General features: G+C 60.6%; 18 protein-coding genes. 7 read left to right on the forward strand and 11 right to left on the reverse strand.

What is annotated here, in order from left to right:
- Positions 1–22 precede the first annotated feature (22 nt).
- The 3 genes from F6X24_RS15920 to F6X24_RS15930 form a co-directional block, all read right to left on the reverse strand.
- Positions 23–724, reverse strand: coding sequence for a hypothetical protein (locus tag F6X24_RS15920; RefSeq protein WP_151088958.1), 702 nt, complete (start codon positions 722–724; stop codon positions 23–25).
- Positions 725–739: 15 nt separating this feature from the next.
- Complete coding sequence (locus tag F6X24_RS15925) at positions 740–1,501, reverse strand: TIGR02757 family protein (RefSeq protein WP_151088959.1); 762 nt, start codon at positions 1,499–1,501, stop codon at positions 740–742.
- An 84-nt stretch (positions 1,502–1,585) separates the two neighbouring features.
- Positions 1,586–2,500, reverse strand: a complete 915-nt coding sequence (locus F6X24_RS15930; RefSeq protein WP_151088960.1) for a LysM peptidoglycan-binding domain-containing protein — start codon at positions 2,498–2,500, stop codon at positions 1,586–1,588.
- A gap of 190 nt (positions 2,501–2,690) precedes the next feature.
- On the opposite strand from F6X24_RS15930, the gene kdsB reads away from it, so the two are divergent.
- Positions 2,691–3,443 carry a 3-deoxy-manno-octulosonate cytidylyltransferase gene (kdsB, locus tag F6X24_RS15935; RefSeq protein WP_151088961.1) on the forward strand — a complete coding sequence of 251 codons (753 nt, stop codon included), beginning with the start codon at positions 2,691–2,693 and terminating at the stop codon, positions 3,441–3,443.
- 8 nt (positions 3,444–3,451) lie between these two features.
- Here the strand turns inward: kdsB and F6X24_RS15940 are convergent, their stop codons facing one another.
- Genes F6X24_RS15940 through F6X24_RS15950 form a run of 3 tightly spaced genes read right to left on the reverse strand, consistent with a single transcriptional unit; the run spans position 3,452 to position 5,917 of the window.
- Positions 3,452–3,883: a DUF1622 domain-containing protein gene (locus F6X24_RS15940; RefSeq protein ID WP_151088962.1), complete on the reverse strand. Its 432-nt coding sequence runs from the start codon at positions 3,881–3,883 to the stop codon at positions 3,452–3,454.
- Positions 3,884–3,894: 11 nt separating this feature from the next.
- Positions 3,895–4,422, reverse strand: a complete 528-nt coding sequence (locus F6X24_RS15945) for an HPP family protein (protein ID WP_151088963.1) — start codon at positions 4,420–4,422, stop codon at positions 3,895–3,897.
- A 46-nt stretch (positions 4,423–4,468) separates the two neighbouring features.
- A complete protein-coding gene (locus tag F6X24_RS15950) occupies positions 4,469–5,917 on the reverse strand; it encodes a CCA tRNA nucleotidyltransferase (RefSeq protein ID WP_151088964.1) in 1,449 nt (482 codons plus the stop codon).
- Between the two features lie 227 nt (positions 5,918–6,144).
- On the opposite strand from F6X24_RS15950, the gene F6X24_RS15955 reads away from it, so the two are divergent.
- Positions 6,145–7,416 carry a glycoside hydrolase family 28 protein gene (locus tag F6X24_RS15955; RefSeq protein WP_229725158.1) on the forward strand — a complete coding sequence of 424 codons (1,272 nt, stop codon included), beginning with the start codon at positions 6,145–6,147 and terminating at the stop codon, positions 7,414–7,416.
- Between the two features lie 54 nt (positions 7,417–7,470).
- On the opposite strand, the gene F6X24_RS15960 is transcribed toward F6X24_RS15955, so the two are convergent.
- A complete protein-coding gene (locus tag F6X24_RS15960) occupies positions 7,471–8,049 on the reverse strand; it encodes an L-threonylcarbamoyladenylate synthase (protein ID WP_151088965.1) in 579 nt (192 codons plus the stop codon).
- Between the two features lie 20 nt (positions 8,050–8,069).
- Complete coding sequence (gene mce / locus F6X24_RS15965) at positions 8,070–8,477, reverse strand: methylmalonyl-CoA epimerase (protein WP_151088966.1); 408 nt, start codon at positions 8,475–8,477, stop codon at positions 8,070–8,072.
- A 191-nt stretch (positions 8,478–8,668) separates the two neighbouring features.
- Here mce and F6X24_RS15970 point away from each other — a divergent pair, with 191 nt between their 5' ends.
- From F6X24_RS15970 to F6X24_RS15980, 3 genes are all read left to right on the forward strand, one after another.
- Positions 8,669–9,883: an IscS subfamily cysteine desulfurase gene (locus F6X24_RS15970; protein WP_151088967.1), complete on the forward strand. Its 1,215-nt coding sequence runs from the start codon at positions 8,669–8,671 to the stop codon at positions 9,881–9,883.
- Positions 9,884–9,981: 98 nt separating this feature from the next.
- The gene (gene iscU / locus F6X24_RS15975) at positions 9,982–10,398 is read left to right on the forward strand and encodes a Fe-S cluster assembly scaffold IscU (protein ID WP_151088968.1); all 417 of its coding nucleotides are present in this window, start codon (positions 9,982–9,984) and stop codon (positions 10,396–10,398) included.
- A gap of 155 nt (positions 10,399–10,553) precedes the next feature.
- Positions 10,554–10,880, forward strand: coding sequence for a HesB/IscA family protein (locus F6X24_RS15980; protein ID WP_068335803.1), 327 nt, complete (start codon positions 10,554–10,556; stop codon positions 10,878–10,880).
- Between the two features lie 261 nt (positions 10,881–11,141).
- Here the strand turns inward: F6X24_RS15980 and murI are convergent, their stop codons facing one another.
- Positions 11,142–11,969, reverse strand: a complete 828-nt coding sequence (murI, locus tag F6X24_RS15985) for a glutamate racemase (protein ID WP_151088969.1) — start codon at positions 11,967–11,969, stop codon at positions 11,142–11,144.
- A gap of 121 nt (positions 11,970–12,090) precedes the next feature.
- Here murI and F6X24_RS15990 point away from each other — a divergent pair, with 121 nt between their 5' ends.
- Entirely contained in the window at positions 12,091–12,324 is a 234-nt protein-coding gene (locus F6X24_RS15990; RefSeq protein ID WP_151088970.1) for a hypothetical protein, read from the forward strand.
- 70 nt (positions 12,325–12,394) lie between these two features.
- Here F6X24_RS15990 and F6X24_RS15995 read toward each other — a convergent pair whose 3' ends face one another.
- Together F6X24_RS15995 and F6X24_RS16000 are read right to left on the reverse strand one after the other, a co-directional pair.
- Entirely contained in the window at positions 12,395–12,934 is a 540-nt protein-coding gene (locus F6X24_RS15995) for a GNAT family N-acetyltransferase (RefSeq protein WP_151088971.1), read from the reverse strand.
- Positions 12,935–13,612 (reverse strand): arylesterase, encoded by a 678-nt coding sequence (locus tag F6X24_RS16000; protein ID WP_151088972.1) that lies wholly within the window; start codon positions 13,610–13,612, stop codon positions 12,935–12,937.
- A 197-nt stretch (positions 13,613–13,809) separates the two neighbouring features.
- On the opposite strand from F6X24_RS16000, the gene F6X24_RS16005 reads away from it, so the two are divergent.
- On the forward strand, positions 13,810–14,496 hold the full coding sequence (locus tag F6X24_RS16005) for an ABC transporter ATP-binding protein (protein ID WP_151088973.1): 687 nt from the start codon (positions 13,810–13,812) through the stop codon (positions 14,494–14,496).
- Positions 14,497–14,535: the final 39 nt, after the last annotated feature.

Raw genomic sequence — 14,535 nt, forward strand, 5'->3', positions numbered from 1 at the left:
TCGGCTTAATCGTGCCTGTTTCCTAAGAAGTTATTTTGCGCCGAGCGCTAGCTGCAAGCCACGCTCCCAAATAAATCAAATAATTACTATACACCATTAACAAACTACCTGGTCGCTTAGTATGGGTACCGGTAAGCAAATCAAAGGTGACCATGCCTATCAGCACAGTCATTGCCACGAGTAGCCAAGTAGAAATACTTTTCTCAAAAAAGCTTTTTTCCCGTGTAACCACCGGTATCACACCTTCTTCCTGCTGTTGAGTAAGCTTGGTTGCGAATGCGGCTACCATACCAGCAAAATCGCCAACTTTAGTCAGCTTGCTATTCGACCGGATTTTCAGCCGCTCGTTGTTCGTCAAGGTTATACGCAGCTCTTCCGCATCATTAAAACTTTGGTAGCGATAAGCGCGGATAGTATCGTAAGGAATTACCAGTAATTCTCTATCTTGGTCAACCACCTGTACTGCTGTGTCTGATAGAAGTACCTTAGCCGATACAATAACCAGCTTTTTATAAGCTCGGTATCCTAGCCAGCCTCCGCCGCCAAGCACTGCAACCATGTAGGCTCCCGCCAACCAAGGGCCGGTTATCATTCCGGTTGCTATCCCCCCAAAGGCAATTCCGAACAGGGCAAAGATGCCAAGCAATGGAATAACTACTAAACTGGCACCTCTGGCCGGGTCGAAAAGCTGTAGCTTGAATGCGGCTGGAGTGCTGCTCATCACACAAATATAGATAAACTACTCTCCTACCCCCTCCCCAAACAGCGCAAAATCGTACTTCACCGGGTCGTTGGGGTCGAGCAGGCGCAGGTTAGCGGTCAGCTCCTCGGCGGCTTGCCAGTCTACCTTATCGCGCTTTAGCAGGCCCAGCATTCGCGCCTGGCGCTCGACGTGCACGTCGATGGGGCAGATTAATTCGCTGGGTGAGAGGCGCGTCCAGCGGCCAAAATCGACGCCCTTCTCGTCGTGGCGCACGAGCCAGCGCAGGTACATATTGAGGCGCTTGCAGGCCGAGTTGCGGGCCGGCGTGGCCACGTGCTTGCGGGTGCGGGCCGGCGCATCGGGCAGGCTAAAAAACAGGTCGTGGAAGCTAATCAGCCGCTCGCGCATGGTGGTGCCGTGCAAAAAAGCATCTTCCAGCGAAGTGTGGCCTTCGTAAAACCAGCGCAGCCAGTGCACGAAGTACAGCAGGTCAGTATCGCAGAAGGTGCGGTGGCAGAAGCGGAGCAGCTTTTTCAGGTCTTCGTCGTGGTGCTGGGTAATGAACTGGTAGGGCGCATTGTCCATGCGCTGCAGCAGCTCCGCCGTCTTCTTCAGAATAGTCGGGCGCTGGCCCCAGGCGAGCAGCGCGGCGAAAAGCCCGCTAATTTCAATATCCTGCAAGCGCGTGAAGCGGTGCGGAATACTGATGGGGTCTTTCAGCAGAAAGGCAGGCTGGTTGTAGCGGTCAGCCCGCTCGTCGAGCAAGGCGCGTAGCTCCTCCAGGTTTAGCGTAGGCATTTTTCGTGCGGAAGAATGAAATAAAACGTCCTGCGAAACTTGCAAAAGCTCCGCAGGACGTTCTACATAAAAGGATATTCAGCCCTACGGCACGTAGCTGGTTTCGACCCGAAACTTGGCATCGGTGGTGCCGAGCTTCTGCACGGCGCGGGGCGAGAGGCGCACCAGGATGTTCTCGTTCTCGCCGGTATCGGGCAGCGGGCCAATAACGCGCACGTACACCGACTGCCCGTTCATCTGGTTCTTCACCTGCATGATGGTGCCCACGGGGGCCGTTTTGTGCAGGGCCAGGTATTTGTCGGTACCGCTATTGCCAATAACGGCGGCAATACCGACATCGGTTTTGCGGGCCACCAGCTCACTGGCGTGCGTGGGACCTTTGGCCTCGGCAGCTTCCTCCTTTTTTTCGGCGGGCGTGGCGGGCGTCACGGTGGCAATCTGGGCCTCCCTGGCGGGGTTAATCTTGGGGGCGGCCGACTCGGGCGCGGGCGCACGGGCTACTATCGGCGCAGTAGCCGGGACCGCCGCGCCATCTTCGGCGGCGCGCAATAGCAGCTCTTGCCCCACGCGCACCGTGGAGCCGGCGGGCAGGTGGTTGAGCTGCATCAGCTCGGTGGGCGACAGGCTAAAGCGACGGGCAATGCCAAACAGCGTTTCGCCCTTAGCCACGGTATAGCGGGCGGGTACAGCCGCTGGCCGGGCTGTCACAGCAGCCACTTTTGCGCTGGCCCCACCCGGCCGCGGAATAAGCACTACTTCACCAATGCCCAGGCCTGCCTTAAGCTGCGGATTGGCGGCCGTAATCTGGTCGACCGTTACGTGGTAGCGGCGGCTCAGGGCAAACATGGTTTCGCCCTGCGTAATGCGGTGGCGCACGAAGCGCTGGCCGCCGCGCATTTCCTGGCCAATGGAGTCGGCCGGCAGCGCGTGGCCGGGCGGTAGGGTGGCCAGTGGGCCATGCAGCGAATTAAGTATCAGAAATGAAGCAAGCAGACTCATGCGCAGAAGCAAAGCTAAAGGTGTACCAAAACCGGCCTTGGGCCGGCCCCGGCCAAGGCCGGCGGTAAGCAAAGTAAACACCTGGCGGCCGGGCAGCACTAGCTTCGGGGCTGGAAGTGATTTCCAATCCACGCTTTGCGGCGCTCCCGCCGGTATTTCCTGCTCATTATTTACCGCTCACTGTTAACGTATGTCTGCTGCCCTCGGCATCATCCCGGCCCGCTACGCTTCTACGCGCCTGCCCGGCAAGCCCCTGCTAGACCTGGGGGGCCAAACTATGATTCAGCGGGTAGTAGCGCAGGCCCGGCTGGCGGGCCTGGCGCGGGTGGTAGTAGCCACCGACGATGCCCGCATTCTGGACCACGTGCGCAGCTTTGGGGGCGAGGCCGTGCTCACGCGCGCCGACCACCCGAGCGGTACCGACCGGGTGTGGGAGGCCTTTGAGCAGCTAGGTAGTCCGGCTGAAATATCGTGCATTGTTAATATTCAGGGCGATGAGCCGTTTATTCACCCGGCCCAGATTCAGGCGCTGGTCGCGCTGTTTGGCCAAAGCCCCCCGCCGGCCATCGCCACGCTCATCAAGCCCGTGCTCACGGAGGAGGAATTATTCAGTCCTCATTTACCCAAAGTAGTCACCGCCCAGCGCGGTAATGCGCTGTATTTCAGCCGACATCCCCTGCCCTACCAGCGCCAGCACGCGGCCGCCGAGTGGCTGGCCCACCACCGCTACTACCGCCACCTGGGCCTGTATGCCTACCGGCCCGACGTGCTGCGCCAACTCACCCAGCTACCGCCCTCGCCCCTGGAGTTGGCCGAAAGCCTGGAACAGCTGCGCTGGCTCGAAGCCGGCTTTCAGATTCAAACTGCCGTCACGGAGCTGGACGCCTTCGGGATTGACACGCCCGAGGACGTGGCGCAGGCGCGGGCACGGCTGGCTCAGTAGCGCCTTTCTTACTGATTGCGGGCCGGCGTGTCGGGCCGCGAGCGCGTTACCACCGTTTGCTCGTCACTACTCTGCTTGCGCTCATCTTCCATTTCTTTTGAGAGAAAGAAGTTGAGCGCCGTGCGGATAACGGCGATAGCCCCGAGCTTGCCAATCTGCTCCCAGCTTGGGGCAATGGCCGTGCTCAGGATGTCGGCCCCAAGCTGAAACTCCAGCGCCATGGCCAGGTAGCGGGCCAGCGTAAGCCGAATGGCCGTGAAGTCGGCCGTGCGGCGGGCCAGCAGGGCCCGCACCAGCAGCCCGCCCGCCGTAACGATGCCCAGCGCAATGATGAGCGCGCCTACCACCTCCACGCCCAGCTTGAGCCACTGCACCCCGGCAACCACGCCTTCTTCGGTGCGCGTAAACAACGTGGCGGGGGCTTCGATAAGGAGCAGCATAGCAAGCGAAATTAAGGGGCCATCGTGAAGCGCCGCACCAGGTACGCCGAGCCGCGCTGCACGGCCAGCAGCACCAGTACCAGCCCCACAGCCAGCCCAAATAAAGCCAGGCTCCCCTCGCCCGCACCCGCCCGGAAGGCAAAGTTGAGGGCCGTGCCTACGGCCGGCGGGTGCATGGTGTTGGTCAGTAGCATTACGACGATAATGCCGACCAGCGCCAGCGCCGCGCTCAGGTAGCCCGGCCCCAGCCAGGCATGCAGCCCGTAGCCCAGCACTGCCGCACCTAGCTGGCTGATAACCAGGGTACGCGCACTATTAGCCGGGTGGCTGGGGTCGAGGTAAATCAGGAAGCAGCTACTGGCCAGTGAGGCAAAGAGCAGCTGCTGGTTGCTGAGCAGCCTGAGCAGCCACAGCAGCACCAGCACCGTGACGGTGGGCAGCAGGGCCACCAGCACCTCGCGCCGCCAGCCCAGGCGCGGACGGCCCAGCGGGGCGGCGGGAGTAGCGGTGGAAGCCGCAGGAGGCGAAGAAACGGACATATGCAGCTCCTATACGGCCCGACCCGGAGCCAGGATAGCAGGGTAGCTACTGGGCCGGGGTCGGTGCGGCGGCCAGCACGGTGGTCGCCGCCAAACCCAGCGCCGCGCCGCGCTTCAGCAGCAGCGCGTAGGCGGGTTCCCACTCGTTGGGCACTTCGCCTTCCAGAATGGCTTCGAGCACGGCTTCCTTCAGCTCACCCACCTGGCGCGAGGGCTTGAGGCCGAAGGTTTCCATGATGACCTCGCCGGAGATAACGGGCTTGAAGTTGCGCAGGTGGTCTTTGGCCTCGATTTCGCGCAGCTTTTCCTCTACCGTGTCGAAGTTCTGGAGGTAGCGAGCCTTGCGCTGGTGGTCTTTGCTGGTGATGTCGGCCCGGCACAGCAGCATGAGGCGGTCGATGTCATCGCCGGCTTCAAAGAGCAAACGCCTTACGGCCGAGTCAGTTACGACAGCTTTGCTCAGCACGATAGGCCGCAGGTGCAGGCGCACCAGCTTCTGCACCTGGCGCATCTCCTCGCCCAGCGGCAGCTTGAGGTCGGTAAATATCTGCGGTACCCAGCGCGCGCCCTTGTCCTCGTGGCCGTGGAAAGTCCAGCCCACCTTGGGGTCGTAGCGCTTGGTGGCGGGCTTGGCGATGTCGTGCAGAATGGCGGCCCAGCGCAGCCACAGGTCGCCGCCGGCGGCGGCCACGTTGTCGAGCACCTGCAGGGTGTGGTAAAAATTGTCCTTATGGGCGTGGGCTCCCACTTTTTCCACGCCGTGCAGCAGAGCCATCTTCGGAAAGATGAGCTGCAAAAGCCCGGTCTGAAACAGCAGCTTAAAGCCGTAGCTCGGCACCGGCGACTCCACGATTTTATTCAGCTCTAGCGTAATGCGCTCCTGCGACACGATTTTAATCCGCTCCTTATTGCGGGCAATGGCGTCGTAGGTATCGGGCTCAATATCGAAGTTGAGCTGCGAGGCGAAGCGAATGGCCCGCAGCATCCGCAGCGGGTCATCGCTGAACGTAATATCCGGCCCCAGCGGCGTACGGATGGTTTTGGCCGCCAGGTCTTTCAGGCCGTCGTAGCGGTCCACGAGCGCGCCAAAATCATCGGCGTTCAGGCTCAAACCCAGCGCATTAATGGTAAAGTCGCGGCGGGCCAGGTCGTCTTCCAGGGTGCCGGCTTCCACTTCGGGCTTGCGGCTTTCGGCGCGGTAGCTTTCCTTGCGGGCACCCACAAACTCGATTTCGCCGGCTTCCTCGGTGGGCAGCATGGCCGTGCCGAAGTTCTTAAACACCGTGACGCGGCCCCGGCCCGGCAGCCGGCGCCCCACGGCCTGGGCCAGCCGGATGCCGTCGCCCACCGTCACCACGTCGATGTCCTTGCTACTGCGCCGCAAAGCCAAATCGCGCACGTAGCCGCCAATAACGTAGGCGGGCTGGCCCAGCTCGTGGGCCGCGTCGGCAATGGTGCGGAAGATGGGCAGGTCGGGCAGCGTGGGCGTGGTCATGGGCGCAAAGTTCGGCGGCGGCGGCGGTTCGTACAGCAGCCCTACCAGCCTGGCACAGCAATCGGCAGCCTGGCAGGCGCAGCCATGCACTACCGAAAATACTCAGCATCAGGCAAGAGATTTGCCAATACCCAGGCGGCCATTCCCTCACTTCTTCAACGAAACTGTTGCCGAATTTGCCCGAGCCTCTTCATGCAAAAGTCTTTTACTGCCAGTTAATTTCAACCATGAATTACTCGCTTCCCCGTTCTCTTAGCTTGGCGCTGGTTCTGCTGCTTGGGCTAGCGGGCTGCGCCAAAAAGGACGCGACGCCTTCGCCTTCGGTGCCGCCAACCACTACGGTAACGCCGCCGGTTGACCCACACCTTACCTACCTCAAGCTGCTGGCCGATGGCACAACCAATCAGGCCCTGCCTTTGCAAAAGGCTATCGACTCGTGCTCGGCGGCCGGCGGCGGCACGCTGGTGCTGCGCAAGGGCACGTATATGATTGGGCCGATATACATGAAAAGCTCCGTTACGCTGCGGCTCGACACGCTGGCTACCCTGCTGGCCAGCCCCAACATGCCCGACTTTACGGTCAATGGCAAGGTGGTGAATCTCATAAATGGGCCGGGTGGGGCGATTCACGATGTAACGCTTACCGGCGCGGGCACTATCGATGGCAACGGCGCCCCCTGGTGGGCGGCGTTTCAGGCCAACAGCGCGCTGGTCCGGCCGCGGCTTATTTACATTACCTCCTGCCAGAACCTGACTGTTTCCGGGCTGACGCTTACCAACTCGCCTTCCTTTCACCTGGTGCCCAGCCAGTGCCAGAACGTGGTTATCAGCAAGCTGAAGATTATTGCCCCGTCAAATTCGCCCAATACCGACGGTATTGACCCGGCCAACTGCAACCAGGTCAGTATTACCAACTGCACCATCGATACCGGCGACGACTGCATCGCCATCAAGAGCGGCCGCGTGAACGGGGCGCTGGTAGATGCCTGTCAGAACCTGACGGTTACGGGCTGCACTTTCCTGCACGGCCACGGCCTCTCGATTGGCAGCGAGACCTCGTCGGGGGTTAAAAACCTGACGGTTAGCAACTGTACGTTTACGGGCACTACCAACGGCATCCGCATCAAGTCGGAGCCCGGCCTGGGCGGCCTGATACAAAATGTAAACTATAGCAATATTAGCATGACGGGCGTTACGAATCCGCTCGTGATTAATATGGCTTACGCGCTAAATCCGAACAACAGCTACCCGGCCGATATTCCGAGCGTAAGCGGCATGACCATCGACCACCTGACCGTAACCGGCGCCAAAAATGCCGGTAGCCTGGTTGGCCTCACTACCCTGCCTATTCAGAACCTGACGCTATCCAACCTCACCATTTCGGCCCAGACCGGCCTGGTTATGCAGAATGCTACCGGGGTGGTAATGAGTAACTGGGTTATCAACGTGACGAGTGGTAAGTCTATCATCACGCAGAACGTGCAGGGCACGGGCTTTTAGGCGGTCGCTAACGCGGAAGCGCTTTTCCCCGAAGGGCTTGGCTTTTTCAGCGCACTACCCGCGCACCACTTCCAGCTGCCCGTCGGCCCCCAGGCGCACCACCCGCGAAGGCGCTACGCGGGTCTGGTCGTCTTGCCGCCAGCTCACCACATGGTCGACCCCGCGCACGATGGCCGGGTCGACTTCGCTGTAAACCGCCGGCGTCGGCTCGCCCGCTTTATTGGCCGAGGTCGATACCAGCCCGTGGCCCAGGCGGCGCACCACCTTGTGGCAAAACTCGTCCTGCACCACGCGCAGGCCCACGGTGCCGTCGGGCGCTACCAGTCCCGGAGCCAGAGCGCGGCTGGCGGGCAGGATGTAGGTGGTGGGGCGGGCCTGGTCGGCCAATGCCGCTTCGAGCCCGGCGGGCACCTCCATCACGTAGCGGCGCAGCATGGCCAGGTCGGCCACTAGCACGATGCTGGGCTTGCCGGCTTCACGGCCTTTCAGCTTGTAGAGCTTTTCGACCGCGCGCGGCACCTCGGCGTCGCAGCCCAGGCCCCAGACCGTATCGGTCGGATACAGGATAACCTGCTGCGTGAGTAGTACATCAACGGCCGTATCTACTTCCTGGCGAAAGAAATTCGAATTCATATTATATAATAAATACTATATTACTTTCTGTTTTCCTGACACAGCTCTACCAGCACCCCACCCGCGCTCTTGGGGTGTACGAAGCACACCAGCTTGTTGTCGGCTCCCAGCTTAGGGGTTTCAGTTAACAAGACAAATCCTTCGGCCCGCAGCCGGGCCATCTCGGCCTCAATGTCATCGACCTCGAAGGCCACGTGGTGAATGCCTTCGGGCTTTTTCTCCAGAAATTTGGTGATGGCGCTGTCGGGACTAGTGCCGGCCAGCAGCTCGATTTTGGAACCGCCGATTTGAAAGAAAACCGTGTCTACGGCCTCGCTGGCCACGTGCTCGGTTTTGTAAGGCGGCTGGCCCAGCAGGCGCGTGTAGAGGTCGGTGGCGGCGGCCAGGTCGCGCACGGCCAGGCCCAGATGTTCGAGGTTGGTAAGCATAACGGGGAGGCGGGCGGCAGGCCCGGCGCACAAAGCTACCCGGCCGGCGCGGCCGGGCGGAGCAGTTGCGCGGTTTTTAGACAGATTCCAGCTATTTTTGTGGATTCAAAAAACTGTTTAGGCCAAAATTCTGTTTCAAACGCAGTCAACGCCTAACTTTAGCCTTTACTAGCAACATCCAGCCCAGCGCCATGCTTAAGCTACCTATCTATCTGGACAACAACGCCACTACGCCGCTCGACCCGCGCGTGCTGGAGGCCATGATGCCCTACCTGACCGACGTATTCGGCAATGCGGCTTCGCGCAACCACCCCTTTGGTTGGGCCGCTGAGGAAGGCGTGGACTATGCCCGCGAGCAAATCGCGCAGCTCATCAACTGCGACCCCAAGGAGATTATCTTCACCAGCGGCGCCACCGAGAGCGACAACCTGGGCATCAAGGGCGTGTTTGAGATGTATGCCCAGCGCGGCAATCACGTTATCACGACCACGACCGAGCACAAAGCCGTGCTCGATACCTGCAAGCACATCGAGAAGCTGGGCGGCAAGGTGACCTACCTGCCCGTGAATGAGCAGGGATTAATTAGCCTCGAAGAGCTGGAAGCTGCTATGACGCCCCAGACCATCCTGGTGACCATCATGTACGGCAATAACGAGACCGGCACGGTGCAGCCTATCCGCGAGATTGCCGCCATCGCCCACAAGCACGGCGCGCTCTTTATGAGCGACGGCACCCAGGCCGTGGGCAAAATTCCGGTCGACGTGCAGGCCGACGGCATCGACCTGATGGCCTTCACGGCCCACAAGATGTACGGCCCCAAGGGCGTGGGTGCGCTCTACGTGCGCCGCAAAAACCCGCGCGTGAAAGTGACCGCCCAGATGGACGGCGGTGGCCACGAGCGCGGCATGCGCTCGGGTACGCTCAACGTGCCCGGCATCGTGGGCTTCGGCAAAGCCTGTGAGCTGGCCCGCCTCGAAATGGCGGCCGATGCGGAGCGCCTGAGCAAGCTGCGCGACCAGCTCGAAACCGAGCTGCTGACGCTGGAAGAAAGCTACGTAAACGGCAGCCGCGAGCATCGCCTGCCGCACGTGACCAACATCAGCTTCAAGTACGTGGAGGGCGAAGGCCTGATGATGGGCGTGAAAGACCTGGCGGTATCCTCTGGCTCGGCCTGCACCTCGGCCTCGCTGGAGCCCAGCTACGTGCTGAAGGCCCTGGGCCTGAGCGACGACCTGGCCCACAGCAGCCTGCGCTTCGGCCTGAGCCGCTTTACCACCCAGGAGCAAATCGACTACGCCATCAACCACGTAAAGGAGGCCGTAACCAAGCTCCGCGACATGTCGCCGCTCTGGGAGATGCACAAAGAAGGCGTTGACCTCAGCACCATTGAGTGGGCAGAACATTAATTCAATGAACAGTTAACAGTGAGCAATGAACAGTTTTCTTCTGCCAGCTCACCGACCAACTGCTCACGATGCACTGATAACTATTAACTGAAAAAATCATGGCTTACTCCGATAAGGTAATCGACCACTACAGCAACCCGCGCAACGTGGGCACGCTGGACAAAAGCAAGAAATCGGTAGGTACCGGTCTGGTTGGCGCCCCCGAGTGCGGCGACGTAATGCGCCTGCAAATTGAGGTGGACGAAGCCACCAACACCATCACCGATGCCAAATTCAAAACCTTCGGTTGCGGCTCGGCCATCGCCTCGTCGAGCCTGGCTACGGAATGGCTGAAAGGCAAGACGGTTGACGAGGCCCTGGCCATCGACAACATGGAGATTGTGGAAGAGCTGGCGCTGCCGCCCGTAAAAATCCACTGCTCGGTACTGGCCGAAGATGCCATTAAAATGGCCATCAACGACTACCGCGTGAAAAACGGTATGCCCGCCCTGGAGCTGGAAAAAGCCCACCACTAGTCTGACGCGTACTAGTACAGCAAGAAGAGGGAAGAGTTTGGGAGCTAACCCTTCCAGGCTCCTCCCCTCTTTTTTTACCTCGCTGGCCTTCTATTTAGAATCTTTCCGGGTAGTATCTTTGTTAAAGAACCAGCAACAAGCAATCAGAAACCGCCATGATAACCGTTTCGGACAAAGCCAAGGAAAAAGTAGAGCATCTGATGCGCGACTCGCAGCTCGATGCTACTTATCGCCTGCGGGCCTCGGTGGCCGGCGGCGGCTGCTCAGGCCTGAGCTACAAGCTGGATTTTGACAACGAAACCCGGCCCATGGACCAGGAGTTTGAAGACAAAGGCGTGCGTGTGGTAGTCGATATGAAGAGCTTTCTCTATTTGGCTGGCACCGAGCTGGACTTCTCGGATGGCCTGAACGGCAAGGGCTTCCAGTTTCATAACCCCAATGCCTCGCGCTCGTGTGGCTGCGGCGAAAGCTTCTCGGTATAAAAAGCAGCAACAAGTAGTTTTTTTTCTTTTTCCCAAAGCCTTTGCCCAATATGGACAGAGGCTTTTTTGTTGGTGAAGCGTCTTCGGAAGTCGGGACCAAAGCGGGCTGCCGGCGATACCGCCCAACTCGACTTCCTAAATAGCTTCTCTATGTATCAGTTGCTAGTAGATAGTAGAAAAAGCCGGCGGCAGTATTTGCCGGCCGGAGTCAGCCTGGTGTAGGCTCCCCCTTCACGGTGTCGCTGCCTGGCTGAAAACCGGCTACTCCCACAGCGGATAATGCTCCAGCTGCACCTGCTGCCCGAAAAAGAGCCGGGTGCTTTCCTCAAACGAGCGCGTGAAATCGGACACGTAGAAATGATGCGCTGGCGCCGCCTCAACCGGCGCGGCGAGCAAGCTCCTGGATGCCAGCGCCTCGGCCACGGTGGCCGCTACCACGTCGGACGGGTCGAGCACGGCTACGCGGCCCTGGTAGTGGGCTTCCATCTGGGGCTTGATGAGCGGAAAGTGCGTACAGGCCAGCAGCAGCGCATCAATGCCCAGTAGCGTAGGATGGTCGAGGTAGGCGCTGATGATTTCTTCCGAGACCCGGCCGTTGAAAAAACCTTCCTCAATCATGGGCACGAGCAGCGGCGTGGCCAGCGCATGCAGGTCCACGGCCAGGTCGAGCTGGTCGATTTTCTTGCGGTAGATATTGGAGCCCACCGTTTGCTTGGTGCCGATAAGGCCCACCGGCCGGCCGGCGTAGTGCTGGCCCACGTACTCCACCACGGGGTCTATCATCCCCACTACCAGCGCTTTGGAGCCCACGTACTCGCGCACCAGCTCGTAGGCGGCCGCCGAGGCCGAGTTGCAGGCGATAAGAATGAGCTTGCACTGCTGGCGCAGCAGCACATCGCAGATTTTGACGGCGTAGGCCTGAATGGCAGCGGTGCTTTTTTCGCCGTAGGGCAAATGGGCCGTATCGCCAAAATAGATAAGGCGCTCGGCGGGCAGGCGCCGGGCCACGGCGCGGGCCACGGTGAGCCCGCCGATACCAGAATCGAAAATACCAATGGGCCGGGCGGCCAGGGCGGAGGGAATGGTCATAAGGAGCGGTAAAGGTCGGGACGGACGGCAATTAAGTGCGCTGCTGCTACCGGGTCGGTTTGCACATGTCTGGGTTTGTTCCTATTTTTCGCTCTCGCTTATCCTTCGTACGCACTATCTTATGAGCCATGTACTACTCGAAATAGACCAGGCGCTGGCCGGCTATCAGGCCCGCCACCACGCCCGCCCGGTAGCCGTATACCTGGGCGAGCGCAAGTTTACCCAGCTCATTCTCGACGTAGCGCAACTCGGCGCCCCCGCTGGCCTGAGCACCGACGCCGGCCGGCCCCTCTCCTACCGCAACCTCGACCTGCTGCGCGATGAGGTGAATGTGGATGCGTTGCGGGTAATATAGTGCGGTTCCAGGTTCGGGTATAGCTTGGCTGGCAGCCCGCCCTGAACACGGATTTGGAAACGGCGCTACTCTATTGCAACGCCGGTTTAGCTACAAACCGCTCCAACAGCACGGCCGCCTGTCCTTTGTAGGGCGCGCGGCTGAACTCCTGGTAGCCACATTTGGCCGCCAGATGCAGCGACGGCAGATTATCGACGGCGATAAGACACACGGTGCGCGGCTGGGTGAGGTGCGCATCGGCCCAGGCCAGAGCGGCCCGCGCGGCCTCGGTGGCGTAGCCCTGCCCGTGGGTGTGCGGAGCCAGCACCCAGCCTATTTCCGGATAGTTATTGAGCGAAGGCGTGATGACGCGCTGCCACTCCCCGAAGCCAACTGCCCCGATAAAGTCGCCAGTAGCTTTTTCTTCCACGGCCCAGTAGCCGTAGCCCACCAGCGGCCAGAGGCCGCCGTGGCGCAGCATCCGGAACCATACCTCCTCTTTCGGCAGTGGCTGACCGCCCAGGTACCGGTAAAAAGCCGGCTGCTGCCACATAGCCAGAAAAGGGGCCAGGTCGGTAGCGTAATGCCCTCGCAGGAGCAGCCGCTCGGTTTGAATAAGGGGAGCAGTCATTTACAGAAGCGGCTGCACGGTGCGCCACACGGTGCGGGCTACCAGGCGGTGGCCTTCGGGGGTGGGGTGAATGCCATCGCGCTGGTTGAGGCGGGCAATGCCGCCCACGCCTTCGAGCAGGAAGGGTATCAGAATGAGGTGGTTTTTGGTGGCCGTTTCGGCATAGAGCTTTTTGAAGTCGGCAGCGTAGGCCGGGCCCATATTGGGCGGAATCTGCATGCCGGCCAGCACGATTTTAGCGTGCGGCGCCTGCTGGCGCACGGTGTCGATGATGGCTTGCAGATTGCGGCGGGTATCGCTAAGCGGCAGGCCACGCAGGCCGTCGTTGCCGCCCAGCTCCAGCACAAACACGCTCACCGGCTGCCGGCTCAGCACCCAGTTGATGCGCGAGCGCCCGCCCGCCGTGGTTTCGCCACTCAGGCCCGCGTTTACAACTGCGTAGGGCAGGTGCAGCGAGTCTACCTTATTTTCAATGAGCGCCGGATAGGCTTCTTCGGGGTCCACGCCCAGGCCGGCCGTGATGCTGTCGCCAAAGAACAGAATGGTTTGCTGTGCTTTAGCAGCCGGCTTTTGGGCAACAGCAGCGGCAGGAGCTGCCGAGCTACTGGCCGTGGTGTCGGAATGGCAGCCAGCGGCCAGCAGGGCCAGCAGCAGCGCGCTTCCAGGTAGATACTTCATAAGAATAAAATCGAAATCGGGCAAAAGTATAACGCGCCGCCCCGCGTCGTAGATAGCCGTAACCAGTAAGGAGACGATTTTCTTCCCAAAAAGCTTTCTACTTTGTTACTGTACTTTAAAAGAGTGCACGCGGGCTTAATATAGTAAATTAACTATATTAAGCCCGCGGCAGCGCCCTTCCGTCAAAAACTTCCTGCATGACCAGTCTTCAAGTCGAAAATCTCACCAAAACCTACACCAGCGGCGGCCGTCAGCTCACGGTGCTGCACGAAGTCAGCTTCAGCCTTCAGCCGGCCGACACCTTTGCCATCGTGGGGCCGTCGGGCAGCGGCAAAACGACACTGCTGGGTTTGTGCGCGGGCCTCGACCGCGCCACCAGCGGCAGCGTGTGGCTGCAGGGCATTCAGCTCGATAAGCTGAGTGAAGACCAGCGGGCGGCGGTGCGCAACCAGCACGTCGGCTTTATTTTTCAGAACTTTCAGCTGCTGCCCACGCTCACGGCCCTCGAAAACGTGCAGGTGCCGCTGGAGCTGCGCGGTGAGCGCAACGTGGCCCGCCAGGCGCAGGCCCTGCTGGAGCGGGTGGGCCTGGGCGAGCGCGGCCACCACTACCCCACGCAGCTTTCGGGCGGCGAGCAGCAGCGCGTGAGCCTGGCGCGGGCCTTTGCCAACCGCCCGCAGATTTTATTTGCCGACGAGCCCACTGGCAACCTCGACCCCGACACGAGCGCCAACGTGGTGGAGCTGCTGTTCGACTTGAACAAAGAAGCCGGCACCACGCTGGTGCTCGTGACGCACGACCTGGAGCTGGCCGCCAAAACCCAGCGCATCATGCGCATGCGCGGCGGCAAAGTGGTAGAGGCCGAGGCAGCGCGGACGCGGTAGTCCGTGGCCTTTCGTTCCATACGTGGGCTACCAAGCCTG

It is taken from the genome of Hymenobacter baengnokdamensis (genome assembly GCF_008728635.1).
Taxonomy (GTDB): Bacteria; Bacteroidota; Bacteroidia; order Cytophagales; family Hymenobacteraceae; genus Hymenobacter; species Hymenobacter baengnokdamensis.